This is a genomic window from Actinomadura graeca, assembly GCF_019175365.1.
Lineage (GTDB): Bacteria > Actinomycetota > Actinomycetes > Streptosporangiales > Streptosporangiaceae > Spirillospora > Spirillospora graeca.
The window spans coordinates 6,462,841-6,488,741 of record NZ_CP059572.1 but is presented as its reverse complement, the minus strand read 5'-3'; the positions used below and the strand labels follow the sequence as shown (position 1 = coordinate 6,488,741).

23 protein-coding genes and 1 tRNA gene are annotated in these 25,901 nt (G+C 72.9%); 9 read left to right on the top strand and 15 right to left on the bottom strand.

Annotated features, from left to right (window positions below):
• From AGRA3207_RS28760 to AGRA3207_RS28745, 4 genes are all read right to left on the bottom strand, one after another.
• The gene (locus AGRA3207_RS28760) at positions 1 to 1,431 is read right to left on the bottom strand and encodes a gamma-aminobutyraldehyde dehydrogenase (protein WP_231330173.1); all 1,431 of its coding nucleotides are present in this window, start codon (positions 1,429 to 1,431) and stop codon (positions 1 to 3) included.
• Complete coding sequence (speB, locus tag AGRA3207_RS28755) at positions 1,428 to 2,384, bottom strand: agmatinase (protein WP_231330171.1); 957 nt, start codon at positions 2,382 to 2,384, stop codon at positions 1,428 to 1,430. Before speB ends, AGRA3207_RS28760 begins: the two co-directional genes overlap by 4 nt.
• Positions 2,381 to 3,682 carry a flavin monoamine oxidase family protein gene (locus AGRA3207_RS28750; RefSeq protein ID WP_231330170.1) on the bottom strand — a complete coding sequence of 434 codons (1,302 nt, stop codon included), beginning with the start codon at positions 3,680 to 3,682 and terminating at the stop codon, positions 2,381 to 2,383. The genes speB and AGRA3207_RS28750 overlap by 4 nt, the downstream gene beginning before the upstream one ends.
• A 137-nt stretch (positions 3,683 to 3,819) precedes the next feature.
• The gene (locus AGRA3207_RS28745) at positions 3,820 to 5,331 is read right to left on the bottom strand and encodes a PucR family transcriptional regulator (RefSeq protein WP_231330169.1); all 1,512 of its coding nucleotides are present in this window, start codon (positions 5,329 to 5,331) and stop codon (positions 3,820 to 3,822) included.
• Between the two features lie 147 nt (positions 5,332 to 5,478).
• Between AGRA3207_RS28745 and AGRA3207_RS28740 the strand changes: the two genes are divergently transcribed.
• On the top strand, positions 5,479 to 7,056 hold the full coding sequence (locus AGRA3207_RS28740; RefSeq protein WP_231330168.1) for an APC family permease: 1,578 nt from the start codon (positions 5,479 to 5,481) through the stop codon (positions 7,054 to 7,056).
• Positions 7,053 to 8,660: an amidohydrolase gene (locus tag AGRA3207_RS28735; RefSeq protein WP_231330167.1), complete on the top strand. Its 1,608-nt coding sequence runs from the start codon at positions 7,053 to 7,055 to the stop codon at positions 8,658 to 8,660. The genes AGRA3207_RS28740 and AGRA3207_RS28735 overlap by 4 nt, the downstream gene beginning before the upstream one ends.
• A gap of 18 nt (positions 8,661 to 8,678) precedes the next feature.
• Here the strand turns inward: AGRA3207_RS28735 and AGRA3207_RS28730 are convergent, their stop codons facing one another.
• Entirely contained in the window at positions 8,679 to 10,052 is a 1,374-nt protein-coding gene (locus AGRA3207_RS28730) for a cystathionine beta-synthase (protein ID WP_231336420.1), read from the bottom strand.
• Between the two features lie 177 nt (positions 10,053 to 10,229).
• On the opposite strand from AGRA3207_RS28730, the gene AGRA3207_RS28725 reads away from it, so the two are divergent.
• Positions 10,230 to 11,222 carry an SGNH/GDSL hydrolase family protein gene (locus AGRA3207_RS28725; RefSeq protein WP_231330165.1) on the top strand — a complete coding sequence of 331 codons (993 nt, stop codon included), beginning with the start codon at positions 10,230 to 10,232 and terminating at the stop codon, positions 11,220 to 11,222.
• Positions 11,223 to 11,225: 3 nt separating this feature from the next.
• Here the strand turns inward: AGRA3207_RS28725 and AGRA3207_RS28720 are convergent, their stop codons facing one another.
• Positions 11,226 to 12,104, bottom strand: coding sequence for a phosphotransferase (locus tag AGRA3207_RS28720; protein ID WP_231330164.1), 879 nt, complete (start codon positions 12,102 to 12,104; stop codon positions 11,226 to 11,228).
• 217 nt (positions 12,105 to 12,321) lie between these two features.
• On the opposite strand from AGRA3207_RS28720, the gene AGRA3207_RS28715 reads away from it, so the two are divergent.
• From AGRA3207_RS28715 to AGRA3207_RS28700, 4 genes are all read left to right on the top strand, one after another.
• Positions 12,322 to 13,143 carry a helix-turn-helix domain-containing protein gene (locus AGRA3207_RS28715; protein ID WP_231330162.1) on the top strand — a complete coding sequence of 274 codons (822 nt, stop codon included), beginning with the start codon at positions 12,322 to 12,324 and terminating at the stop codon, positions 13,141 to 13,143.
• Positions 13,140 to 13,463 carry a DUF397 domain-containing protein gene (locus tag AGRA3207_RS28710; RefSeq protein ID WP_231330161.1) on the top strand — a complete coding sequence of 108 codons (324 nt, stop codon included), beginning with the start codon at positions 13,140 to 13,142 and terminating at the stop codon, positions 13,461 to 13,463. Before AGRA3207_RS28715 ends, AGRA3207_RS28710 begins: the two co-directional genes overlap by 4 nt.
• A gap of 344 nt (positions 13,464 to 13,807) precedes the next feature.
• Complete coding sequence (locus AGRA3207_RS28705) at positions 13,808 to 15,028, top strand: acetyl-CoA C-acetyltransferase (RefSeq protein WP_231330159.1); 1,221 nt, start codon at positions 13,808 to 13,810, stop codon at positions 15,026 to 15,028.
• Between the two features lie 198 nt (positions 15,029 to 15,226).
• Positions 15,227 to 15,454: a DUF4287 domain-containing protein gene (locus tag AGRA3207_RS28700; protein WP_067455898.1), complete on the top strand. Its 228-nt coding sequence runs from the start codon at positions 15,227 to 15,229 to the stop codon at positions 15,452 to 15,454.
• 155 nt (positions 15,455 to 15,609) lie between these two features.
• Here AGRA3207_RS28700 and AGRA3207_RS28695 read toward each other — a convergent pair whose 3' ends face one another.
• From AGRA3207_RS28695 to AGRA3207_RS28680, 4 genes are all read right to left on the bottom strand, one after another.
• On the bottom strand, positions 15,610 to 16,449 hold the full coding sequence (locus tag AGRA3207_RS28695) for a Bax inhibitor-1/YccA family protein (protein ID WP_231330158.1): 840 nt from the start codon (positions 16,447 to 16,449) through the stop codon (positions 15,610 to 15,612).
• Between the two features lie 122 nt (positions 16,450 to 16,571).
• Positions 16,572 to 16,644: transfer RNA gene (locus AGRA3207_RS28690), tRNA-Leu, on the bottom strand.
• Positions 16,645 to 16,823: 179 nt separating this feature from the next.
• The gene (locus tag AGRA3207_RS28685; protein WP_231330157.1) at positions 16,824 to 18,065 is read right to left on the bottom strand and encodes a class I SAM-dependent methyltransferase; all 1,242 of its coding nucleotides are present in this window, start codon (positions 18,063 to 18,065) and stop codon (positions 16,824 to 16,826) included.
• Between the two features lie 28 nt (positions 18,066 to 18,093).
• Positions 18,094 to 19,455 carry an NAD(P)/FAD-dependent oxidoreductase gene (locus AGRA3207_RS28680; protein ID WP_231330155.1) on the bottom strand — a complete coding sequence of 454 codons (1,362 nt, stop codon included), beginning with the start codon at positions 19,453 to 19,455 and terminating at the stop codon, positions 18,094 to 18,096.
• Positions 19,456 to 19,750: 295 nt separating this feature from the next.
• Between AGRA3207_RS28680 and AGRA3207_RS28675 the strand changes: the two genes are divergently transcribed.
• Complete coding sequence (locus AGRA3207_RS28675) at positions 19,751 to 20,398, top strand: DUF4232 domain-containing protein (protein ID WP_231330153.1); 648 nt, start codon at positions 19,751 to 19,753, stop codon at positions 20,396 to 20,398.
• A 9-nt stretch (positions 20,399 to 20,407) separates the two neighbouring features.
• On the opposite strand, the gene AGRA3207_RS28670 is transcribed toward AGRA3207_RS28675, so the two are convergent.
• A complete protein-coding gene (locus AGRA3207_RS28670) occupies positions 20,408 to 21,223 on the bottom strand; it encodes a uracil-DNA glycosylase (protein WP_231330151.1) in 816 nt (271 codons plus the stop codon).
• A gap of 148 nt (positions 21,224 to 21,371) precedes the next feature.
• Between AGRA3207_RS28670 and AGRA3207_RS28665 the strand changes: the two genes are divergently transcribed.
• Positions 21,372 to 22,157, top strand: coding sequence for a DUF2510 domain-containing protein (locus tag AGRA3207_RS28665; protein WP_231330150.1), 786 nt, complete (start codon positions 21,372 to 21,374; stop codon positions 22,155 to 22,157).
• Positions 22,158 to 22,247: 90 nt separating this feature from the next.
• On the opposite strand, the gene AGRA3207_RS28660 is transcribed toward AGRA3207_RS28665, so the two are convergent.
• From AGRA3207_RS28660 to eno, 4 genes are all read right to left on the bottom strand, one after another.
• Positions 22,248 to 23,198, bottom strand: coding sequence for a Ppx/GppA phosphatase family protein (locus AGRA3207_RS28660; RefSeq protein ID WP_231330148.1), 951 nt, complete (start codon positions 23,196 to 23,198; stop codon positions 22,248 to 22,250).
• Entirely contained in the window at positions 23,195 to 23,716 is a 522-nt protein-coding gene (locus AGRA3207_RS28655) for a DUF501 domain-containing protein (RefSeq protein WP_231330146.1), read from the bottom strand. The genes AGRA3207_RS28660 and AGRA3207_RS28655 overlap by 4 nt, the downstream gene beginning before the upstream one ends.
• Before the next feature lie 230 nt (positions 23,717 to 23,946).
• A complete protein-coding gene (locus AGRA3207_RS28650) occupies positions 23,947 to 24,417 on the bottom strand; it encodes an FtsB family cell division protein (protein ID WP_231330144.1) in 471 nt (156 codons plus the stop codon).
• Positions 24,418 to 24,524: 107 nt separating this feature from the next.
• Positions 24,525 to 25,808, bottom strand: a complete 1,284-nt coding sequence (gene eno, locus AGRA3207_RS28645; protein ID WP_231330143.1) for a phosphopyruvate hydratase — start codon at positions 25,806 to 25,808, stop codon at positions 24,525 to 24,527.
• Between the last annotated feature and the right edge of the window lie 93 nt (positions 25,809 to 25,901).

The window sequence follows — 25,901 nt, the reverse complement described above, 5'->3', positions numbered from 1 at the left end:
TCAGTGACCGTGCATGACGTGCTTGACGCGGGTGTAGTCCTCCAGCCCGTACTGGGACAGGTCCTTGCCGTAACCGGAACGCTTGAACCCGCCGTGCGGCATCTCGGCCACCAGCACCATGTGGGTGTTGATCCACACGCAGCCGAAGTCCAGGCGCGCGGCCAGGCGCATGGCCCGCCCGTGGTCGGAGGTCCACACGCTGGAGGCCAGGGCGTGGTCGACGTCGCAGGCCAGCCGCAGCGCCTCGTCCTCGTCGGAGAACCGCTGGACGGTCAGCAGCGGCGCGAAGTTCTCCTCGCGCACCACGGCGTCGTCCTGCCCCACGCCGGTGACGACGGTGGGCGCCAGGAAGAAGCCGCGCTCCCCCACCCGGTGGCCGCCGGTCGCGACGGTGGCGTGCGCGGGCAGGCCGTCCAGGGTCCGCAGGACGCGGGCGAGCTGGCCGGCGTTGTTCAGCGGGCCGTAGTAGGCGTCGTGGTCGGCGGGTGGGCCGGTGCGGACGGCGGCGGCGCGCTCCACCAGCCGTGCGGTGAACTCCTCGTACACCTCCCGCTGGACGAGGACGCGGGCCGCGGCCGTGCAGTCCTGCCCGGCGTTGAAGTACCCGGCGCCGACGATGCCGTCGGCCGCCCGGCCGAGGTCGGCGTCGGCGAACACGAGCGCGGGCGCGTTGCCGCCGAGCTCCAGGTGGGTGCGGGCGACCCGGTCCGCGGCGGCGTGGGCGACCTGCACGCCGGCCCTCGTCGACCCGGTGATCGACACCATGGCGGCGGCGGGGTGCGCGACGACGGCGCGGCCGGTGTCCCGGTCGCCGCACACGACGTTGAGGACGCCCGGGGGCAGTGCCCCGGCGGCCAGCTCGCCGAGCATCGCGGCGGTCACGGGGGTGGTGTCGCCGGGTTTGAGCACCACGGTGTTCCCCGCCGCGAGGGCGGGCGCGATCTTCCACATGGCCATCAGCAGCGGGTAGTTCCAGGGGGCGACCTGGCCGATGACCCCGACGGGCTCGCGCCGCACGTAGGACGTGTGGCCCGGGGTGTACTCGGCGGCGCCGATGCCCGGCAGCAGGCGGGCGGCCCCGGCGAAGAAGCGCAGGCAGTCGGCCGCCGCGAACACCTCCTCGGTCCGGGTGGCGGCGACCGGCTTGCCCGTGTTGCGGCATTCAGCGGCGACGAACGCGTCGGCCCGCTGCTCCAGGAGCTCCGCGCAATGCAGCAGGGCCCGCTGCCGCTGCCCTGGAGGCGTGGCGCGCCAGACGTCGAACGCCCTGATCGCGGCGCCGTAGGCGTCGTCGACGTCCTGAACTCCGGACAGCGGGGCGCTGCCGTACACCTCGCCGGTGCACGGATCGACCAGGTCGCCGGCGCGCCCGTCGGCGGCGGCGCGGAGCTCGCCGTCCACGATGTTCCGGACGGTCACGGACCCGGTCACCGGCCCGTCCTCTGGAGGAGGGCGAGCAGGTCGTAGGTCACGTGCGCCGCCGCGATGCCGGTGATCTCGGCGTGGTCGTAGGCGGGGGCGACCTCGACCACGTCCGCCCCCACCAGGTGGAGGCCGTCCAGCCCGCGCAGGACCTCCAGCAGCTCACGGCTGGAGAGCCCGCCCGCCTCGGGCGTCCCGGTGCCGGGCGCGTACGCGGGGTCGAGCACGTCGATGTCGATCGAGACGTACACCGGGCGGTCCCCCAGCCTCGCGCGGACGCGTCCGATGACGTCGTCGATCGGCTGCCGGGCGAAGTCGCGGGCGTGCACGGCGGTGAAGCCGAGCCGCTCGCTCTCGTCCAGGTCCAGCCGCGAGTACAGCGGGCCGCGGAGCCCGACGTGCGCCGAGTGGGCCGCGTCGATCAGCCCTTCCTCGCTGGCGCGGCGGAACGGCGTGCCGTGGGTGTAGGGGGCGCCGAAGTAGGTGTCCCAGGTGTCCAGGTGCGCGTCGAAGTGCAGCACCGCGACCGGGCCGTGGCGTTCGTGCTGGACGCGCAGCAGCGGCAGCGCGATCGTGTGGTCCCCGCCGATGGTGATCAGGCGGCGCCGGGTGCCCGACAGGGTCCGGGCGGCGTCCTCGATCGCGGTGATCGCGGCGTCCAGGTCGAACGGGTTGACGCCGGCGTCCCCGGCGTCGGCGACCTGGCCCACCGCGAACGGCTCGACGTCCAGGGCGGGGTGGTAGGGGCGCAGCAGCCGGGAGCCCTGCCGCACGTGCGCGGGGCCGAACCGGGCGCCCGGACGGTAGCTGACGCCCGAGTCGAAGGGGACGCCCCAGATCAGTACGTCGGCGTCGGGGACGTCGGTGAGCCTGGGGAGCCGGGCGAAGGTGGAGTCGCCCGCGTAGCGGGGGACGCGCGTCGCGTCGGCGGGGCCGACGGGCGGGGTGTGCGGGGAGGTCACGGGGTCTCCAGGATCTCGGCCGCGGCGCGGCGGCCGCTGTCGATGGCACCGTCGATGAAGCCGGGCCAGCGGTGCGCGGTGTGGGCCCCGGCGAAGTGCACGCGGCCCTCCGGCGTGGCGAGATGGCCCTCGTGGGCGGTGATCTGCCCGGCGCGGAACGTGGTCCACGTCCCCCGGGACCATTCGTCGTGGACCCAGTCGTGCGTGGCGGTGGCGACGATCTCGGCGGCGGGGGCGAACTGGCGGACGGCGCGCCGCACCGCGGCCGGGTCGTCGCCGTCCACATGGTGGCCGCCCGGGGCGAAGCACACCAGCAGGACCCCTTCGGGGAGCGTGCGCATGGCGCCGACGTAGTCGAAGTCCGTCCCCCAGCCGTAGCCGCTCAGGTCCTCCGGGACGCCGCGGGCCAGCGCCCAGATCTTCTGCCCCTGGCCGGCGTGGTTCTCCTTCGAGATCGCCAGCTTGGCGGGGGCGAGCGCGGGTTCGAAGTGGATGTCCTGGAGCACGCCGAGCGGGACGGTGATCAGCACGCGCCGGGCGGTGGCGGCGCCGCCGTCGTAGGCCACGGCCACGTGGTCGTCGTATTGGCGCACGGACCGCACCGGCGAGGACAGCCTGATGTCCGCCCCGCCGTCGTCGGCGAGGGCCCGCGCCAGGGACGCGGTGCCGTCGGTGAAGGTCTGGCCGAGGACGCTGGCCTCGACCATGCCCCAGAGCGAGTTGTCCATGGCGGCCAGCCAGCGCAGCACGTCCAGCGCCGATCCCGTGTCGGCCGAGGCGTTGCCGCAGCCGCAGAGCCAGGAGATCAGCAGCTCGCGGGCGTCGCCCTCCAGGCCGGCGTCGTCGGCCCACTGCCGGATCGGCACGTCGAGGTCGGCCAGGCCCTGCCCGGACAGCGGCCGGTCCACGTCGATGCGGGCGCCCGCGGCGAGGAGGGCGCGGACGGCGTGCTCCAGCCGTCCCAGCTCGGCCGGGGGGACGGGCAGCAGCGTGTCCAGCACGGTGCCCCGGTTCGACCAGGTCATCCGGCCCGGCAGCTCACTGCCGGTGATCGCGATTCCGTAGCGGCGGGCCTCGGCGGAGACGAACGTCTGCTGCGGGACGATCCACGTGCCGCCCATTTCCAGGCCGCAGCCGCCGATGAGGTCCGTCCGGTACCAGGTGCGGCCGCCGATCCGGTCGCGCGCCTCCAGCACGCGGACGCGCCTGCCCGCGGCCCCGAGGTCCCGGGCCGCGGTCAGGCCCGCGAATCCGGCGCCGATCACCACGACGTCGGCGTCGACTTGCGGTTGGTTCATGGCAGAGACGTCTCCAGGTGAGGGGCGGGCGTCCGAGGCCGGGACGCCGGATGCCCGCTCACGCTAGGGCGCCGCCGACGGCCGGTCGATGGCCGGAATGTCCAACGACTCCATGCGGGCTTCGACTCCTTGTCCAGCTAGGTGCGGGCCGGCGGGGTGTGCGCGAGGACGTCGCGCGTCTCCAGCGCGAGCCACAGCTCGTGCCGCGTGGCCGCCGAGGCGATCGGCCTCCCGGTGAGCCGTTCGACCCGGTCGATGCGGTTGCGCACCGTGTGCCGGTGCACGCCGAGACGGCCGGCCGCGACGTCCCAGACCCCGTTGGCGTCCAGCCAGGTCCGCAGCGTGGCGAGGATCTCCCCATCGGGGTCGGCGGCGTCGATCGGGGCGAGCACGGCGTCGGCGAACGCGGCCAGCAGGTCCGGCGGGCCGAGGGTGAGCAGCAGGCGGCCGATGCCGTGCCCGGTGGCCTCGGCGGGACGGCCGAGCCGCGCGCTCGCCGCGAGCAGGGACCGCGCCTGGCGCAGTGTGATCGCGGCGGTGCCCGGGTGGAAGGCCGATCCGATGCCCGCCGGACGGCCCGGGGCGAACCGCGCGAGCACCGCGGGCACGTCGACGCCGTCGACCGCCAGCGCCTCGACGATGTCGCCGTCGAACCGGACGAGGCCGCCGGGCAGGGCGAGGGAGAGGTCGGCCGCCAGTTCCTCGGCCTCGCCGGGCGGCGCCTGGACGGCCAGCCCGCGCAGGTTCTCCGTCGAGACCTCCAGCGCGGCGAGCAGCCGCCCGGCGCGCTCCTCGGAGATCCCGCCCGACACCAGCCTGCCCATGGCGGCGGTCCGCGCCCGCCGGTGCGGCTCGCGGGCCAGGTGCCGGCGCTCCAGCTCCATCGTCAGCAGGGAGACCAGCGCGGCGTCGAGCAGCCGGTGCCCGCCGCCGGGCGGGCCGGCCAGCAGGACGTGGCCGCGCAGCCGCCGCGCGCCGATCGGCTGGACCCCCACGGTGAGGTCGGCGGCGTCCACGACCGCGCTGCCGCGCAGCCCGCGGGGGGTGATCTCCTCGATGATCGTGCGGGCGGCGTCCAGCAGCCGCCCGGGGGCGTCGCCCACGGCGGCCAGCTGCCGTCCGAGGGCGTCGGTCACCACGGCCGGCCGCCGGGTGGCGTCCAGCCACACCTTCAGGATGACGTCGAGGCCGCCGCCCGAGGCCGCCGCCACGGTGAGCCTGCGCTGCACGTCGGCGGTGTGCTCCAGCGCCCGCCGCTCCTCGGCGGCCCGCGCCGCGAAGACTGCCTTGGTGACGGCGATGAACGGGACCTCGTCGGGTACCGTGAGCAGCGGAAGGCCCGCCTCCTCCGCCGCCTCGACCAGGTGCGCGGGGGGCCGCCGGTGGGGCTGCCCGCGGCCGAGGCCGAGCGCCAGGGCGGCGGCACCGCCACCGACCACGTCCCGGACGAACCCGTCGCAGGAGGAGCGGTCGACCGGCAGCACCAGGCCGGTCGTCATGAGCAGCTCGCCGCCTTGGAGCCACTCCCCCGGCCGCAGCATCTCCGAGACGTGGGCCGCCTCGATCACCCGGTGCCGTCCGGCGGCCCCGGCGACGAGGCTCAGGTGAAGGTCCCGGACGGCGAGCAGATCCCCCACGGTGAACGGCATGGACATAGTGTCCGGCATCACACCCGATGCTTCGACACCACGTCGATCGACCAGGTCTCGGCACGTCACCTACTGTCACCGCACCGCCGACCCGCCGGTGCACACCGCCCGGCGCGCGGCACGCGAGACGACGACGGAGGACGTGCCATGAACGAGAACGACACCGCCGGGACCACCCCGGCCCCTCCCCCCGGCGGCACGGACGCCTCCCACGGCACGGACGCCTCCAACACGGACGTCTCCAACACGGACGCCGCCGACGACGCGCGGCTGCGTGAACTCGGCTACGAGCAGCGGCTCAGCCGGCGGCTGGGGGTGTTCGGGTCCGTCGCCATGGGCTTCGCGACGGTCTCGCCGGTCGTGGGCCTGTACGCGGTGGCCCTGGTCGGGACGGTCGTGGCGGGCCCGATGTGGGTGTGGACGCTGCCGATCTGCTTGGCGGGCCAGTGCCTGCTGCTGGCCGTCTACTCGGAGCTGGCGTCCCAGTTCCCGATCTCGGGCGGCCCCTACCAGTGGACCCGCAGGCTGATCGGGCCGTCCTACGCCTGGCTGACCGGGTGGGTGTCGCTGTGCGGCTACCTGGCCGCGAACACGACCATCGCCTACCTGTCCACGCCCTGGTTCCTCGCGCTGTTCGAGATCACGCCGACACCGCGCCTTCAGGTGGCGGTCGCGGCCGTGTTCATCCTCGCGTGCTCGCTGGTCAACGCGCTGGGCATCGACGTGCTGCGGCGCATCCTGAACGCCGGCATCGCCGCCGAGGCCGTCGCGTCGGTGGGAGTCGGCCTGGCCCTGCTGCTGGCGTTCCGGGAGCAGCCCTGGTCGCTGCTCACCGACACCCTCGGCGCGGAGGCGGGCTCGGGCGGGTCGGTGTCCGCGGCGATGCTGGCGGCGCTCGCCGTCGGCGGATGGGCGTTCGTCGGCTTCGACGCCACCACGATGTCCTCGGAGGAGACCCGCAACGCCGCGCGCCACGTCCCCCGCGCCATCTGGTGGGCGCTGCTCAGCGTCGGCGGCCTGGTGATCCTCAACGCGTTCGCGGCCACGCTCGCCCACCCCGACCCCGCGAAGATCGTGGCGAACCAGGACCCCGACCCGATCACCACGGCCGTCATCACCTCGTTCGGGGACTGGTCGTCCAAGCCGTTCATCTGCGTCGTGATCATCGCCTTCATCGCCTGCGGGCTCGCCGCGCAGGGCGCCAGCGCCCGCGCCGTGTACTCCGTCGCCCGGGACGACGTCCTGCCCGGCTCGCGGTTCCTGCGGATCGTCAACCGCAGGCAGGCACCGATCGGCGGCACGGTCGCGGTGACCGCCGTGGGCTGCGCGGGCCTTCTGCTCGCCCTCGACAGCTCCGCCATCGGCAGCCTGATCACGTTCGGCACCGCCGGGCTCTACCTGGTCTTCCTCCTGGTCGCCCTGGCCGCGCTGATCGCCCGGGTCCGCGGCACCTGGACACCTGCCGGGCACATCCGGCTGGGCACCGCGGGCACCGTCGTCAACGCGCTCGCCGTCGTCTGGCTGGCCTTCGAGTTCGTCAACATCACCTGGCCGCGCACCATCCTCGCGCCCCCCGGCGCGCCGTGGTATCAGATCTGGGCCGCGCCGCTGGTCACGGCCGGGCTGCTGGTGATCGGCGTCCTGTATCTCCTCACCGCCCGCCCGCAGGACAAGGTCCGCGTCAGCAGCGCCTTCGCGGACCGCGGCGAGGAGGTGACGCGTTGACCGCGGCCGACCTGGTCATCCGCGACGCCGTCGTCCACACCCTCGACGCCGCGCGGCCGCGGGCCACGGCCCTGGCCGTCCGGGAGGGCCTGATCGTCGCGGTCGGCGACGCCCGCGACGTCCGCCCCCACATCGGCCCGCGCACCGAGGTCGTCGAGGGCCCAGGGCAGGCCGTCACGCCCGGCCTGGTCGATTCCCACCAGCATCCGCTGCTGGGGGTCGCCGGTAACCGGGGCGCCGACGCCGGAGGGTTCACCACGCTGGACGGGCTGACCGGCGTGATCCGCCGGGCCTGCGAGGGGCTCCCCCCGGACGCGTGGATCGTCGTGACGGGGGTCGAGTACAGCGCCCTTCCCCCGGAGGCCATGCACCGGCGGCTGATCGACGACGCCGTCGGCGGGCGGCCCGCGTTCCTGTGGTCCGCCGACGCCCACAACGCGCTGATGAGCACCGAGGGGCTGCGGCGCGCCGGGATCACCGGCCCGGTCGGCTTCGGTGACCGGGCCGAGGTCACGGTCGACGGCGACGGCGTGCCCACGGGACGGCTCCACGAGCTGTCGGCGGTGCTGCTCGGCTACGGGGCGGTCCCGCCGCCGGACGCGGGCGAGCTCGCGCGCGACGCGGCCCGGCTCTTCGCGGCGCAGGCCGCGGCCGGGATCACCGGCGTCCACGTCCCCGACCTGTGGCCGGGTACGGCGGCCGTCCTCGACGCGCTCGACGACGGGGACCGGCTGCCGCTGCGGGTCCTGCTCGCCCCCTGGGCGCTGCCCGGCGACGTGGAGGAGACCCTGGACACCGTCCGGGCGCTGCGGGACCGCGGCCCCGGACGCCGGTGGCGCACCGGCGCGGTCAAGTTCTTCCTGGACGGCACCATCGACGGCGGCTCGGCCTGGCTGCACCGTCCGGACTGCGCGGGCGAAGGCCGGTTCCCGGTGTGGGAGGACCCCGGACGGTACGACGCCGCGGTCCGCCGCGTGGTCGAGCTGGGGCTGCCCTGCTTCACCCACGCCATCGGCGACCACGCCGTCACCCACGCGCTCGACTCCTACCGGCGCGCGGGAGCACCGCGCCGGGGCCGCCACCGGATCGAGCACGCCGAGATCATCGACGACGCCGACATCGCCCGGTTCGGCGAGCTCGACGTCGTCGCGTCCATGCAGCCCACCCACCTGGACTGGACGCTGCCCGACCACACCGACAACTGGTCGCGGCGGCTCGGGCCGGACCGCTGCGGGCGCGGCTGGCGCTGCGCCGACATCGTCCGCGCGGGCGGCCGCGTGGCGCTCGGCTCCGACTGGCCCCTCACCTGCTACGACCCGCGCGTGATCATGGCGGGCGCGGTCCTGCGCAGGCCGGCCGGGCGGCCTGACCGCCGTCCGGTGGGCGGCGACCAGGCGCTCACCCCGGCCCAGGCGCTCGCCGGGTACACGGCCTGGGCCGCCTACGGCGCGGGCGAGGAGCACCTCGCGGGACGCATCCGCGAGGGCCTCCGCGCCGACCTCACCGTGTTCGGCGGCGACCCGCTCGCCACGCCCCCGGACGAGCTGCCCGACCTGCCGGTGACGATGACCGTCCTCGGCGGCCGCGTCGTCCACCGGGCCTGACGGCGTCCTCCCTGCCTCTCAGTAGTTCCCGGCGAGGAAGGCCAGGAGGTCCTGGCGGGTGACCAGGCCCTTGGGCTTGCCGTCCACGAGGACCACGGCGGCGCCCGACTTCTCCAGGACCCCGACGGCCTTGCTGACCGGCTCCCCGGAGCCGAGGGTCGGGAGCGGCGCCGACATGTGGAGCTCCACCGGCTCGGTCAGCTTCGCGTGCTCCTTGACCAGGATGTCGAGCAGATCGCTCTCCACCACCGAGCCGACGACCTCGGCGGCCATGACCGGGGGCTCCTCCTTCATCACGGGGAGCTGGGAGACCTCGTACTCGCGCATGATGGAGATGGCGGTCTGGACGCTCTCGTGGGGGTGGACGTGGACGAACTCGGGCAGCGTCCCGCCCTTGCGCGTCAGGACCTCGCCGACACGGGCCTCCTCGGTGGACGGGGTGAGGAAGCCGTAGTCGGCCATCCACTCGTCATTGAAGATCTTGCTGAGGTAGCCGCGCCCGCCGTCCGGGAGCAGGACGACGATCACCGCGTCCGGGCCGGCCTCGGCGGCGACGCGGAGCGCGGCCACGACCGCCATCCCGCAGGACCCGCCGACCAGCAGCGCCTCCTCGCGGGCCAGGCGGCGGGTCATCGTGAACGAGTCCTTGTCGGAGACCGCGATGACCCGGTCGCAGATGCCGCGGTCGTAGGTCTCGGGCCAGATGTCCTCCCCGACGCCCTCGGTGAGGTACGGGCGGCCGCTGCCGCCGGAGTAGACCGACCCCTCCGGGTCGGCGCCGATGATCTGGACCGTGCCGCCGGAGACCTCCTTCAGGTACTTGCCGGTGCCGCTGATCGTTCCGCCGGTCCCGATGCCCGCGACGAAGTGGGTGATGCGGCCCTCGGTCTGTTCCCACAACTCAGGGCCGGTGGTCTCGTAGTGCGAGACGGGGTTCTGCGGGTTGGAGTACTGGTCGGGCTTCCACGCGCCGGGGATCTCGGCGGCGAGCCGGTCCGACACCGAGTAGTAGGAGTCGGGGTGGTCGGGCGAGACGGCCGTGGGGCACACGACGACCTCGGCGCCGTACGCGCGCAGGACGTCCACCTTGTCCTTGGCGACCTTGTCGGGGCAGATGAAGACGCAGCGGTAGCCGCGCTCCTGCGCCACGATCGCGAGCCCGACCCCGGTGTTGCCGGACGTCGGCTCGACGATCGTCCCGCCGGGTCGCAGGGCCCCGGACCGCTCGGCGGCGTCGATCATGCGGACCGCGATGCGGTCCTTCACCGAGCCCCCGGGGTTGAAGTACTCCACCTTGGCCAGCACCTGCGGGCCCCTGCCGCCGGTCACCTTGCGGAGCCGGACGAGAGGGGTGTTCCCCATCAGCTCGACGAGCGAGTCGTGTACGTGCACCGCGACGTCCTTGTCGTTCAGCGTGTCGGTCATGGGCCCGTTCCGCCGCGTCCACCGCGGGTGGAACGGGACGGAGAGCCCGGGGGGCTCCCGTTTCCGACGGTAGCCGAGAAAGGACGGCACGGCATCAACGTCCCCGGGCGGGGGTAAAAGACAGTTACGGAGGGTCAGCGGGGTATGTGGAGAGCGTTCACAGCGCGCCGGATCGCGGCGGCGGCGGCCTACGGGGGCGGGGGCATCACGGCCCTCGGCGGCATCACGTTCGGGCTCGTGGTCGTGGAGGCCAGGCTCGCACGCAAGATCATTCAGGCGACACCGAACGGCGACCCGCCGGTCGCGGACGGCCTCTACGGCGGGACACTGGGCGGGTCACCGCTGTCACTGGTGATGATCGGCGACTCGACGGCGGCCGGGCTCGGCGTCCACGATCCGGAGGAGACGCCCGCGGCCCTGCTGGCGGCCGGGCTGTCGGCGATCGCGGACCGTCCCGTCCGGCTGACGAACGTCGCCCGGCCGGGCTCACGCTCGCACGCCCTCCCCGAGCAGGTCGGGCAGGCACTCCAGGTGCGCCCCGACCTGGCCGTCATCATGATCGGCGCGAACGACGTGACCGGCCGCGTGCCCGCCGCCGAGTCCGTCCGGCACCTCGCGGACGCGGTCGGCCGGCTCCGCGCGCACGGCTGCCACGTCGTGGTCGGCACCTGCCCCGACCTGGGGTCGGTCAAGCCGCTGATGCAGCCGCTGAAGTGGATCGCGCGGCGCGCCAGCCGCCAGCTCGCCGCCGCGCAGACGATCGCCGTCGTCGAGCGGGGCGGGCGCTCGGTCTCCCTGGGCGACCTGCTCGGACGCGAGTTCGCCGCCGACCCCCGCACGATGTTCAGCGAGGACCGCTACCACCCGTCCGCCCGGGGCTACGCCGCCGCGTCCGCCGCCATCCTGCCGTCGATGGCGCACGCGCTCGACCTGGAGCCCGACATGCCCGACCCCCTGCTCGGCGAGGGCGTCCTCCCCGTCTACCTGGCCGCCGCAGAGGCCGCCGAGGTGTCGGGCACCGAGGTCTCGGGCGCGACGGTCGCCGGACGCGACCGCGGCCCCCGCGGCCGCTGGGCCACTCTCCTGCACCGCCGCTCCGTCCCCGACCTCCCCACCATCACCCCCAACGCCACCTGAACATCACCAACGGGCAAGATGGCGCAGCCACGCCCATCCCGCCTCGGCGGCGCGAGTCCGGAATCCCCGATGCTCCCGGGGGCCGTAAAGGGCCTTGTACTCACGGAACATCGTCCAGAGAGCGGCCAGGCCGGTGACCGCCTCGGCGGGCGCGGCATCCCAGGTGGGCAGACCCGCCACAAGCGCCTCCGCCCGCGCGGGCGTGTGCCCGGCCTCGACAAGCCGGGGAGCCAGCAAGGCGGCGTCGACCCACCTCGCTCCCCGGCACGCGAACGACCAGTCGATGACGAAGGTCTCGCGGCCGGTGGCCAACAGATTCCCGCTGTGCAGGTCGTAGTGCAGCAGCTCGTCCCCTTCCAGCGCCGCCCAGGGGAGAGCATCGAGCGCTTCGGCGTACGTGCCCCGTCGCGAACCGCCGAGCCCCTCGGCCAGAAACGCCGCAGCCGTCTTCTTGAGCATCTCCAGATTCACCGAGACCGGCGGCAGCACACCACCCGATCCCTCGATTCGCGACACGGCATCGAGCACACCAGGCAGATCGCGAGACCCCGGAGACAGATCGGCGGACCGCCCGCCGTCGACGAAGTGGAAGAGCAGCAGCAGCCAGCCTCCGGCCTCCCCCGACCACAGCATCGGAGGCGCCGGAACCCCGTCCGCCATCCCGAGATTCGCAGCTCGCTCACGGAGGTGGAGCCGCACAGCCGGCCCGTCCCGCGGAATGGCCTTGAGGAAGGCGCTCTCCCTGCACTCGGTGTCCAGCCGCGCCGCGACCCCCGGCATGATCCCGCGCTCCGCCGATTCAGCCTTGAGGACGGCCCCGCACCGAGCCTCGATAGCGTTCCGCGCCGCATCGGACAAATCGTCCCACTGGAGTTTATGCAAACTTACAACTCCTTCGGAGAATCAAAGCGGGCCGTCTGCGTCGGGTTCCAGACGACGCATTGGCCCTTGGGGTGACATATCGGGCCCTTTCCGGCCTGCCAATGGTCCCGGCGGGTTTGGAGGTGCAGTCATTTGACTACTTTCGGCAATGCATCGCTTCGTAGTGTGATACACCCGAGGTGACTGCGCCATCCGGCCTTCACCCCCGGAGGGGACCATGGCAACAAGAAGCGAGGCATACGACGCCCCGGCCATCCGTGCATTCGCGAACGAGATGACCGCCTGGCGCGAGGACGCCGGGCTGACGAAGACGGCATTCGCCGACCTTCTCGGCTATACCGCCCAATGGATCTGCCAGGTCGAAGGGATGAAGAGCATCCCGTCCGAGAAGTTCGCCCTAGACGTCGACACCTACTTCAAAACCAATGGCGTCTTCCAGCGCCTATGGCTGCTCATCAACGACACCCGCTTCCTGGCCGTCCTCCCTCCAGGCTTCGCGGAGTTCGTCCAGCAAGAAGCCCTCGCATCGACGTTGTACACCTTCGATCCACTGGTGATCAAAGGGCTGTTCCAGGCGCCGGAGTATGCCCGCGCGGTCCTGAAGTCCGGCCGCAGCGAGAGCGAAACCGACGCCCTGGTCACCAGTCGGATGGAGCGCCAGCAGATCCTCACTCGCGCCAACCCGCCTCGCGTCGTCGCGATCTTCGATGAATGGGCGGTCCGCCGCATCGTCGGCGACCAGCAAGTCATGCGCAGCCAGCACCGTCATCTCGCCGACCAGGCTCGGCTCTACAACGTCTCGCTTCAGATCGTCCCCATGGCTGCGGGCGCATATGCGGGGCTACCAGGAGCGTTCACGATTCTCAGCTTCGATGACGCTCCCGACGCCGTCTACACCGAAGGGCATGTGAGCGGACATCTCACCAACCACCGGGCCACTGTTCAGGAGTACCGTCGACGCTACGATCTGATCAGGAGTGCGGCGATGTCAGCCGATGACTCCCTGGAACTCCTGAACGCCGCGTTGGAGGGAACATGATCAGAATGAACCTCTCGTCCGCGAACTGGCGTAAGAGCAGCCGGAGCACCGACACCGGCGGACAGTGCATCGAGGTCGCCGACGTCTCTTGGATCAGGAGCAGCCACAGCGGTGACACGGGCGGGGAGTGCATCGAGGTCGCCGACCTCACCTGGGTAAAGAGCAGCCACAGCACAGACACTGGTGGTGACTGCGTCGAGGTGGCTCGGGTCGATCCGGCGGTGGCGGTTCGGGATTCCAAGGATCCTGATGGGCCGAAGCTGGTTCTCGACGCCGGGGAGTGGCGGGCGTTCCTCTCCGAGGTCAAACGGGCCCTGTGAAGGTCTGAGCAGAGGACCGGGGCCCGTCCGGTCACCAATGACGAGCCCCGGTCGTTTTCCGCGACCCCTGCCCCGCCGCCATCCGCGCAGAGGCGGCCCGGCCGGGCGCGTGGTTACAGTCTGTGTCCTCCTGGTCCCGCTCGCATGGGGCGCGTGTCACAGTGGGGCCGGGATTTGCGGGTGGCGTGCCGTTTGCGCCTATTGGACACTTTGTCGGCGCTGAGCGGGACCCGGCGTGGGCGTGCGTCGAGGCCACGGGCTAGATTGCTTGTGACCGGCGGGTAACGCGGTCTCCGCGGGGAGCCCGCCCGGCAGACCGGCCCGCTGAGACAGGAGTCCCGCACATGCCCGAGGCAGTCATCGTCGCCACCGCGCGCTCGCCGATCGGCCGCGCCTTCAAGGGGTCGCTCAAGGACATTCGGCCCGACGACCTCACCGCCCAGATGGTCACCGCCGCGATGGCCAAGGTCCCGGAACTCGACCCCTCGCAGATCGACGACCTGCTGCTCGGGTGCGGGCTGCCCGGCGGGGAGCAGGGGTACAACATGGCGCGCGTCGTGTCCGTCCTGCTGGGCTGGGACGGCGTGCCCGGCGCGACCGTCACGCGGTACTGCTCGTCCTCGCTCCAGACGACCCGGATGGCCCTGCACGCGATCAGGTCGGGTGAGGCCGACGTCATCGTCTCGGCCGGGGTCGAGACCGTCAGCCGCTTCGCCAAGGGCAGCAGCGACGGGCTGCCCGACACGAAGAACCCGGTGTTCGCGGGGGCCGAGGACCGCACCGCCAAGGCCGCCGAGGGCGGCGCGCCGGTGTGGCACGACCCCCGGGAGGACGGCGCCGTCCCTGACATCTACATCGCGATGGGGCAGACCGCCGAGAACGTCGCCTCGATCCGCGGGGTGACGCGGCGCGCGCAGGACGAGTTCGGCGTCCGCTCGCAGAACCTCGCGGAGAAGGCCCTCGCCAACGGGTTCTGGGAAAGCGACATCACCCCCGTCACGCTGCCGGACGGGACGGTCGTCGCCAAGGACGACGGGCCCAGGGCGGGCACGACCTACGAGAAGGTCTCCGAGCTCAAGCCGGTGTTCCGCCCGGACGGGACGGTCACCGCGGGCAACTGCTGCCCCCTCAACGACGGCGCCGCCGCGGTCGTGATCATGAGCGACGCCAAGGCCGCCGAGCTGGGCGTCACGCCGCTGGCGCGGATCGTCTCGACCGGCGTCACCGGCCTGTCCCCCGAGATCATGGGCCTCGGCCCGGTGGAGGCGTCCCGCAGGGCGCTCGCCCACGCGGGCATGACGATCGCCGACATCGACCTCGTGGAGATCAACGAGGCGTTCGCGGCGCAGGTGCTGCCGTCCGCGGAGGACCTCGGCATCGACCTCGACAAGCTGAACGTCAACGGCGGGGCCATCGCCGTGGGTCACCCCTTCGGCATGACGGGCGCGCGGATCACCTCGACTTTGCTCAACGGGCTCCGGTTCCACGACAAGCAGTTCGGCCTGGAGACGATGTGCGTCGGCGGCGGGCAGGGCATGGCGATGGTGCTGGAGCGCCTGTCCTGACGGGCGTCCGGGCGTCCGCCTCGTGGAACGCGCGAACCCGCAGGTGGCCCGCGCGCGGGTCACCTGCGGGTTTCCGGAGGATATCCCCGTTACGAATGATCTACGTAACGTAAAAGATAGGTCCCCGTTAGGGGGTTGTCACATCCCGGCCGCTGTTGCAGAGTCGGCAGGAAGAGCCCCGCGACCTGGAGGTGCCAATTGTCACTGAACCACTCGCCGGAGACGCACAGCAAGCTGATCGCCCGCATTCCGCAAGTCACAGGACGTGACATCCCCGAGTGGTTCACCGCCATCGAGAACGGACCGTCGTTCTCCCGCTGCGAGGAACGCTGCACCTGGCTGGCCGACGAGCACAACCTCTCCCACGGCTACGCCGCGGCGCTGGTGCGCGAGCACGAGCGCGCGCGCCGCGCACGCCACTACTGACGAAACCCATACGAACTTGGTGGGATCCCGCCAACGGACGTCCTCCGCCGTCGTGCCGGACCGCCGCCACGACCCTGGCGCAGAGATCCCACAACGATCAGCCCCTCCGCGCGTGCGGAGGGGCTGATCGTTTCCGTGGGTCCCTGCCGGGAGGGTCAGTCCCTGCCGGAGAAGTAGGAGAGCAGGCGGAGCATCTCCAGGTAGATCCACACGAGGCTGAGGACGAGCCCGAACGCGCAGTACCAGGCGAACTTCTCCGGCGCGCCGGAGCGGACGCCCTGCTCGATGGCGTCGAAGTCCAGCAGCAGGAAGAAGCAGCCGACGAGGATCGCGGCGACGGAGAACACGTAGGCGAGCGGATTGCCGGGGTCGCGGATGCCGATCCCGTCGTCCCCGCCGAAGACCTGCACGATCACGTTGACGAGCATCAGCCCGATCAGCGCGAGGCCCGCCGCGATGACGAACCGCCCGAACTTCGGCGTGACGCGGACGATCCGCAGCGCGTACACCGCGAGCGTCGCGCCGAACGCCAGCGCGGTGCCGACCACGGCCTGGAGGGCCACCCCGTGGTAGATGTCGTTGTAGGAATGGCTGATGATGCCGACCGCGATGCCGTAGACGGCGGCGAATGCCAGCACGAGGGGCGCGTTGGCCTTGCGCCCGAACGTGATGAAGGCCCAGATCCCGATCTCCGCGAGGAGCGTGACGATCAGGACGGGTGCCGCGAGGCTGGTGGGCACCAGCGCCCACGCCAGCGCCGCGGTGATCATCAGTGTGGCCAGCGTCATGAACCCGCGGACGACGACGTCGTCCATGGTCATGGGCCGCGTGTCCGGTGGCGCGTACCCGGGCGGCGCACCGCCGGGGGCGCCGTAGGGCTGCGTGCCGTACTGGCCGCCGTAGGGCTGCGCGCCGTAGCCCGCGGTGCCGTATCCCGGGCCTCCGGCCCGTTGGCCGAAGGCATCACCCCGGAACGCCGGGTTCCTGCTCTCCATGTGGAGCCTCCATGTTGGCCGACCTGACGACCAGTCTAAGCGGCTGACGCACATCTGATCGGGACCGGCGCCCCGAAGGCGTCCGGCCGGTGCCCCTGGCAGGGCGCCGGCCGGTCGTCGGGTGCCCCTGGTCGGACTCGAACCGACACATAGGCTCTTTTAGGGAACCTGCCTCTGCCATTGGGCTACAGGGGCGGCGTCATCATACCGGGACATCATCGGATGTCCCGCGGTGTGATATTCGACTGAGACCACATTCGCCCCAGAAGCTCCGCCGATTCCCCTCTGCGGCCTACGCGGGTTCACGAAACCGCAGGTCAGCCGCTTACCATGCCTTTCTGTGTAAAAGTGGACACACTAGGAAAAGGTGCACCTTAACGGCTTATTACGGCGCGCCCTTCCACCAGCGTGGTCCCCGCGCGCCCATCCCGGTCACGGCGAATTGCACAGATTTCATTCATACCGATGCGTCCACTCTCGAACGCCAGAGCGGACGCCGCGAGATACAGCAGCCACACCCGGGCGCGTCCCGTCCCGGCGAGCTCCGCGCACTCCGCCCAGTGACGTTGCAGGTTGGCCGCCCACGCCCGCAGCGTCCGCGCGTGGTGCTCGCGCAGCGCCCCCACGGCCCGCACCTCCAGCCCCGCGTCCTCCAGCTCGCCGACGATCGCGCCGAGGGGGCGCAGCTCGCCGTCCTCGGGGAACATGTAGCTCGTCGTGAACGTGCGGCGGATCTGGTGCGGCCCCGGGCGCCGCGCCGGCTGGTGCAGGACGAGGCGCCCGCCCGGCGCGAGCAGCCCGTACAGCCGGGCGGTGGCGCGGTCGACGGACTCGATGCCCGCCAGGCCGACGATCGCGTCATACGGCCCGTCGCCCGCCTCGGCCAGGTCCCAGCCCCGCGCCTGCACGTCGCCGTCCACCTCGGCCGCCACCGCGCGGACGTGGTCGGCCTGCTCGGGGGTGCGGGTCAGCCCCACCACGCGGGCGCCGCACTCGGCGGCGGCGTACCGGGCGAACGCGCCCCACCCGCAGCTGAGGTCGAGCAGCCGGGCGCCGGGGAACAGCCCGAGCCGCTCGGCGACCGAGCGGTGGGCGGCGTCCCGCGCCTCGTCGAGGTCGACGGCCTGGTCCCACAGCCCGGTACCGTGCGCCAGCCCCTCCCCGAACAGCCGGACGAGGAACGCAGCCGACTCCGCCATCGGCTCGGCGGCGCGGCCGGGTGAGAACTCCTCCGGCGGCGGCTTCGGCTCGGGGCCGACGGCGCCGAGCATCACCGCCGTGCGGACGATGTCCCGTTTGTCGTCGGCGCTCAGCCGGATCGGCCGGTCCCCGCTGCGCATCACCTGCTGGACGGCGTCCAGCGCGGCGAACACGTCGCCCTCGATGTCCAGCTCCCCGGCCACGTACGCGCGGGCGAGCCCCATCTCGCCCGGCTTCCACAGCAGCCTGCGGAGCGCCCGGCGGTTCCGGATCACGAACGCGGGGGCGCCGTCCGGGCCGGTGGAGCTGCCGTCCCACGCCCGCACCTGGATCGGCAGCTCGTCGGCGGCCTCCCGGCCCTCACCGAGCATGATCTTGGTGAGCAGCGGGGCGAGCCGGGAGGCGACTCCGGTCACGGGGGCGCGCCTCCTCGGGGGGCCGGTGTCAGGTGTCCTTGCGCCTCCCGGCCGCCAGCTCGAACTCCTGGCGGGGCCACTCCAGCTCACCGAGGGAGACGATCTCGCGCCGGAAGAACAGGGCGAGCGTCCAGTCCGCGGTGATCCGGAACTTGCGGTTCACGGTCGGCATCCGAGACAGATGGTATGTGCGGTGCATGAGCCAGGCGAGGACGCCCCTGAGTTTCACGCCGTAGACGTTCGCGACGCCCTTGTGCAGGCCGAGGCCCGCCACCGAGCCGACGTAGGCGTGCACGTACGGCTTGCGGGGCTTCCCGCGCAGGTCCGCGACGATGTTGTCGGCGAGCCGCTTCGCCTGCCGGACCGCGTGCTGGGCGTTGGGCGCGGTGAAGTCCCCCGTGTCGGTCAGGTCCGGGACGGCCGCGTTGTCGCCCGCGGCGTAGACGCGCTCCAGCCCGTCCACGGTCAGCTCCGCCGTCGCCTTGATGCGGCCCTTGCCGTCGAGGGGGAGGTCGCTGTCGCCGACGACCGGGTGCGGCTTCACCCCGGCGGTCCACACGAGCGTCCCGGCCTCGAACTCCTCGCCGTCGCTCAGCACGATGTGCCGCTTCTCCGCCGACTTCAGCAGCGTCTCCAGCTTGACCTCGATGCCGCGGCGGCGCAGCGCCTCGGCCGTCCAGCGGCCCATCTCGGGTCCGACCTCGGGCAGGATCCGGTCCGTCGCCTCGACCATCATCCAGCGCATGTCGCCCGCGTCGATGTTCGGGTACCACTTGCACGCGTCGCGGGCCATGTCCTCCAGCTCGGCCAGCGCCTCGATGCCCGCGAAACCGGCGCCGACGAACACGAACGTCAGGGCCCGCCGCCGGATCCGCTCGTCGTCGGGGTTGGACGCGGCGATGTCGAGCTGGTGCAGGACGTGGTTGCGCAGGAAAATGGCCTCCTCGACGGTCTTGAAGCCGATCCCGCACTCGGCGAGGCCGGGGATCGGCAGCGTCCGCGAGACCGAGCCGAGCGCCACCACCAGCAGGTCGTAGCCGATCCGCCGCTCCGGGGCGCCGGTCGAGTCGGCGCCCGCCGGGCGGACGGTGACCGTCCGCGAGGCATGCTCGATCCCCGTCACGAACCCGTTCAGGATCCGGCAGCGGCGCAGGACCCGCCGCAGCGGCGCCACGACGTGCCGGGGCTCCAGGTTCCCGGCGGCGGCCTCGGGCAGGAACGGCTGATAGGTCATATAGGACTGCGGGTCGATGACGGTCACCACCACCTCGCCGCGCCGCAGCTCGGACCGGAGCCTCTTCTGCAGGCGCAGGGCGGTGTACATGCCGACGTACCCGCCGCCGATGATCACGATGTGCTGGGCGTCGTCCGTGGTGCGCTCGGATGGCATAACGGGAGCGATACCCGCATAGGCGTCCAGCTCACCCCGATCGCGGACCGGACGGGCCCGGACGGCCGGACGCGGGGCCCGCCGGCACTCAGATCATCCGGGGCCCTCGGCCCCGAACTTCTCTCCCTCCCCCGGCATCACATGGATGTACCGCCAGAAAGACAACGGCGGGGACAGGGCCGGACGGGGGCGTCAAGCGGCCGGGACCGGCGGGCCGCAACAGGGGTCGGCCCTCACCCGGCGGCCGCTTGGCCCAGGCCCTGCCCCGCCGTCATCCATTCCAGGGGGATCTCACATGCACCGCATCATCTGGGGAACGCTCGCCGCCGCGGCCCTCGCGACGTCGCTGACGGCCTGCGGCTCCTCGTCCAACGCGGGCACGACCTCGGCGGGCGGCACCCAGCCGACGTCGCCCGGCACCCCGCTCTCCGACGGCCCGACCACCGGCACTCCCGGCGCCGGTGCTCCCGGTGCCGGGACGCCCGGTGCCTCGGCGGGTGCGGGCGGCAACGGCCACGGGACGGGCGCCGGAGGGCTGCGCTGCACCACGCCGATGCTCACGGCGTCGCTGACGGGATACGACGCGGGCGCGGGACAGCGTTACCTGACGCTCGTCCTCACCAGCAAGTCCTCGAAGCCCTGCACCACCGGCGGCTGGTCCGGGCTCGCCCTCGCCGGCCCGGACGGGCCCGTCCCGACGCAGGTCGTCCGCGAGGGGACGGCGCGCACGATCACCCTGCCGCCCGGCGGCAGCGCCTACCAGAAGCTGCACTGGACCGTCGCCCCCGCGTACGACGAGGACGAGGAGACGTGCCGGCCCACCGCGACCACCCTGAGGGTGATCCCGCCGAACGAGACCACGCGGCTGACCGTCCCGTGGAAGTACGGCCAGGTCTGCCAGCACGGCCGCATCCGCACGACCCCGCTCTCGCTCACCCGCTAGGGCGGCCGGTCACGCGTAGTCGCGGGCGCGGGTGAAGACGTCGTCGAGCATGGCCTCGGTGACCCGCCCGGTGAACGTGTTCTGCTGGCTCGGGTGGTAGCAGCCGAGCATCAGGACCGGATCGCGGCGGGCCACCGACGGCGGCGGCTCCAGTTCCACCTCCGCCCCGTGCCCGAACGCCGGGCGGGGACGCGGCAGCCCGTACCCGGCCTCCCGCAGAGCGGGCCAGACGCCCTGCCACGCGAACCCGCCGAGGCACACGACGCACCGCACGCTCGGCGCGACGAATCCGACCTCGCGGGCCAGCCAGGGCAGGCAGGCGGCCCGCTCCTGCGGGGTGGGCTTGTTGTCGGGCGGCGCGCACCGGACGGTAGCCGCCATCCGCGCGCCGATCAGCCGCTGCCCGTCGTCCGCGCGGACGCTCGTCGGCTGCGCGGCGAGCCCCACCCGGTACAGCGACGCGAACAGCCAGTCGCCCGACCGGTCGCCGGTGAAGATCCGCCCCGTGCGGTTCCCGCCGTGCGCGGCGGGCGCGAGCCCCACGATGAGGATCCGCGGGTCGGCGTCGCCCCAGCCCGCGATGGGTCGCCCCCAGTACCTCTCGTCCGCGAAGGCCCTGCGCCGTTGCACCGCCACCCGCTCCCGCCATTCGACGAGACGGTCGCAGGCGCGGCACACCGACTGACGGGCGCACAGCCCTTCCAGATCGGGCGCCTTCGCCGCCAGATCGACGACGTCGCCGGGGTCGTGCGCGACCGGCGTACCGGGCCCGGCGGGGTCGCCCGGCCACCCCGACCCGGGCGGCACGAACGGAGGGTTGCCCATAACCCAATTCTCCCATGTACCCAAGATGGTGGCGGGGAGTGGCCGACTGTGCGCGTGACCGATCAGTAGCAGTGCTGATCTCGATACGATGCGTTGGCCGGTCGGGGAGGCGGGTGTCCGGCGCGCCATTGCGAAGCGGAGGCATGCCTTGTCGCAACCGGGCTGGTATCCCGATCCTTACGGAACCGGCAGCCTGCGCTGGTGGGACGGACAGGTCTGGACCGAGCGCCTCAACCCGGAGCCGGCCGGGCCTCCCCGCCTGCGGGCACCCCAGCCGCCGCGTCAGGAGCCCGTCCAGGAGCGGGACCCCTACTATGCGGCGCCGCTGGGCCAGGTGAACGACTGGGGGAGGCAGCCCGCCGTCCATCCGGTCGAGGTGAACGTGCGCGGCATCCGTCTCCACGCCGACGACCAGGTCGTCTCGTACGGGACGTCGGCGCTGCCCTGGCCCCGGGTGGAGTGGGTGGCGTACTGGGCGGCGCAGGTACCGGCCGACATCGGACAGCGGGTCTGCACCCGGTGGATCTTCCAGGCGGGCCGTTTCCCGTTCCACGGCGGCCCCCGCGTCGAGGCCGTCATCGACCCGGACGCGATGCCGGGGCGCCCCCTCGGCCCGGAGGGCGAGCCCGAGCGGATCTGGGGGCGTCTCATCGAGCTGTGCCAGATCTACGCCGAGCAGCGGCTGGTCGCCGAGCTGGCCGGGCGGGTCAGGGCCGGCGAGTCCATCGACGTGGCGCAGGGGCTGACCGTCCACCCGGGCGGCGTGCGCGGGAACCGGGTGTCGCTGAGCTGGTCGGCGATCTCCGGCGCCGTCGTGGACGGCGGGCGGGTCTGGATCCAGCAGTCCAGCAACTCCTCGCCGGTGCTCTACGTCCCGCAGCAGAACCCGAACGCCGTGCTGATCCCGGCGCTGCTCGCCCAGTTCAGGCAGTAGGCACGGCGGCCCGGGAGCCCGGGAGCGGCCCGGATCCCACGGGTGCCCCCGGATCCCGGGTCCCCGGATCCCTGGGGCGGAGCAGGATGCTCAGACCAGGGACCAGGCGAGGCCGTCCAGGATGTCGTGTTCGCTGACGACGACCGCGCCGAACCCGTACTCCCGCATCACGCGGTCGAGGATGAGCGCGCCCGCGCCGATCACGTCGACCCGTCCCGGGTGCATCACGCCGAACGCGGCCCGCTCGGCGCGGGTGGCGTGCAGCAGCCGCCGCGTCACCTCGTGCACCTGCGTGCCGGTGATCCGGGACAGGTGGATCCGGGACGAGTCGTACTCCGGCAGGCCGAGCACGATCCCGGCGACGGTGGTGACCGAGCCCGCGAGGCCGACCAGCGTGCGGGCCTCGTCCACCGGGACCGCCTCGCGGACCTGCGCGAGCGCGGCGTCGATGTCGGCGACCGCGTCGGCGATCTGCTCCGGCGACGGCGGGTCGCCGTCCTTGAAGTGCCGCTCGGTCATCCGGACGCATCCGATGTCGACCGAGCGCGCGGCGTCGGCGCTCGAACTGCCCAGCACGAACTCGGTGGAACCGCCGCCGATGTCCACCACCAGGTAAGGACGGGCGGGACGCAGCCCCGCCAGGTCCCCGGTCGCGCCGGTGAACGACAGCGCGGCCTCCTCGTCCCCGGTGATCACCTCCGGCACCACACCGAAGATGTCGACGACGCCGTCGACGAAGTCGGACCGGTTGGCGGCGTCGCGGGTGGCGCTGGTCGCCACCACGCGGGTCTTGACCGGGCCCCCGCCCGCCTCGGCGCCGTGCCGCTCGATCAGCCGGGCGTAGCCGCGCATCGCGGTGAACGTCCGCTCCAGGGCGGCGGGCGACAGCCGCCCGGTCCGGTCGACGCCCTCCCCGAGCCGGACGATCTCCATCCGGCGCTCCACGTCGGTGAGCGTGCCGCCGTCGTCGCCGGGGGTGATGTCGGCGATCAGCAGCCGGACGGAGTTGGTCCCGCAGTCGATGGCGGCGACACGCGTCACTGGGCCTCCTCGGCGGTGCGGACACAGGAACCGGAGCGCCACCAGTCCGGCAGCGCCTCCAGCGCCTCCCGGCCGAACGGGTTGGAGCCGGGCACGGCGAGTTCGTGGGCGATGAGGGCGTGCAGGCACTTCACGCGGCCGGGCATGCCGCCCGCGCTCTGCATCCCCTCGGGCAGCGGCTCGATACCGTCCTCGCGGGCGGCGTCGCCGCGGCGGCGCAGGTAGTCCTCGTGGGCGGCGGTGTAGCGGGCCTTCAGGGACGGGTCGTCCGCGAGCCTGGCCTGCATCTCGCGCATCATCCCGCCGCCCTCCAGCGTCCCGATCGCCGAGGCCGCCTTCGGGCAGGTGAGGTAGAACAGCGTCGGGAACGGGGTGCCGTCGGGCAGCCGGGGCGCCGTCTCGACCACGTCGGGCCGCCCGCACGGGCAGCGGTGGGCGACCCGCCGCATCCCGCGCGGCTCGCGGCCGAGCTGGGCCGCCACCGCCGCCACGTCGTCCGCGTCGATCTTGGCGGGCATCTCAGAGACCGTTCCAGTCCCGGACACCCGGGCATCCGCGGCGTCCGCGGCGGCCTCCTGAGGGGACGGCCCCTCGGGCTCCCCAGCCATGGCGCCGTCACCCTGGGGGGACGACCCCCCGGACCCCCCGGACGCTGCCCGGGGAGAGCGTTCCTCGATCATCTGTGTCCCCACCCGCGGATCCTGCGATCCCTGTCGCGCGTGCTCGCCGCCGGAGACGCCGGCGGCCGTCAGCGCGGCCGGTCGGCGGCCTCCACCGACCGCCACAGTGTCTCGTACCATGGCGGCCTGCTCGGCGTGCCGCCCTTGCGCGTCTGCTGCCCCTCGCTCCCGCCGCCGTCCAGGACGATGTAGCACTTCACGTCCGGACGACAGTAATGGAGCCTTCGTGTCGCCTCACGCTCAATGTACGACTTATCCCCTAGTTGTCGCTTACGTTGGGCGAGCTCGTCCACGTGGCGGCGGGCGAGGCCCTCCTTGTGCTCGAGATCGGCGATCTCCTTGCGCTGGGCGATGTACTCGCGCACGGGGTAGGCGAGGCTCAGCGCGATGGCGCACACCACGACCGCGAGGATGGCGGCGCGGCTGGTCAGCGCGGGGTTGCCGCGGCGCCCGCCGTCGCCCTCGGACTCGGCCCGCTCGGCCCGCTCGGCCCGCTCGGCCCGCGCAGCCCTGGGGCGGGCCTTCTCGTCCTGCGCCATGGCGTGTCCCCTGCCTGTACGAGAGCTGTTGCCGGGGTCCGGGGGCGCACCCCCGGGAGGGCGGGTGCCCGGCGTGCGGACGTGCCGGACGCCGGGCCCCGTCCGCGTCAGCCCCGCGCGCCGAACCTCGGGAACGCGGCGGCGCCGGCGTAGCGGGCCGCGTCGCCGAGCAGTTCCTCGATGCGCAGCAGCTGGTTGTACTTGGCGACGCGGTCGCTGCGGGCCGGGGCGCCGGTCTTGATCTGGCCGCAGTTCGTCGCGACGGCCAGGTCGGCGATCGTGGTGTCCTCGGTCTCACCGGAGCGGTGGCTCATCATGCACCGGTAGCCGCTGGTCTGCGCGAGGGACACGGCGTCGAGCGTCTCGCTGAGGGTGCCGATCTGGTTGACCTTGACCAGCAGGGCGTTCGCGGCGCGGTCCCTGATGCCGCGGGCCAGCCGCTCGGGGTTGGTGACGAACAGGTCGTCCCCGACGATCTGGACGCGGTCGCCGACGGCGGCGGTGAGGCCCTCCCAGCCGGCCCAGTCCTCCTCGTCCAGCGGGTCCTCGATGGAGACCAGCGGGTAGGCGCCGAGCAGCTCGGCGTAGTAGGCCGCCATCTCGTCGGCGGACCGCTTGGTGCCTTCGAACGCGTACAGGCCGTCGGCGTGGAACTCGGTGGCGGCGACGTCCAGCGCGAGCGCGATGTCGCGGCCGGGGGTGAAGCCCGCCTTGCCGATCGCCTCCACGATGAGGTCGAGCGCGTCCCGGTTGGAGGGCAGCTCGGGGGCGAAACCGCCCTCGTCGCCGAGGCCGGTGTTCAGGCCCCGGGACTTCAGCACCGACTTCAGCGCGTGGTAGGTCTCGGCGCCCCAGCGCAGCGCCTCGGAGAAGGTCCCCGCGCCGATCGGCGCGATCATGAACTCCTGGACGTCGACGTTGGTGTCGGCGTGCGCGCCGCCGTTCAGGATGTTCATCATCGGGACGGGCAGCAGGTGCGCGTTGGGGCCGCCCACGTACCGGAACAGCGGGAGCCCGGCGGCGTCGGCGGCGGCCCTGGCGACGGCGAGGCTGACGCCGAGGATCGCGTTGGCCCCGAGCGCGGACTTGGCCGGGGTGCCGTCCAGGTCGAGCAGGAGCTGGTCGATCAGCCGCTGGTCGGAGGCGGGGTAGCCGACGAGCTTGTCGTCGATGGTCTCGTTGACCGCCCGGACGGCGTTACGGACACCTTTGCCGCCGTACCGCTCGCCGCCGTCGCGCAGCTCGACGGCCTCGAACTGGCCGGTGGACGCTCCGCTCGGGACCGCGGCCGACGCCTCGGTCCCGTCGGCGAGCAGCACCTCGACCTCGACGGTCGGGTTGCCGCGGGAATCAAGGATCTCCCGGGCGATTACGGCCTCGATCGACGACACGGCGACTCCCTGATCATGAATGGTGCGGTGCGGTCACCGAGCCTATCCGGCGGCTCCCCAGGCGGCCCAACTGGCTCGCCGTTCTCAATTGGG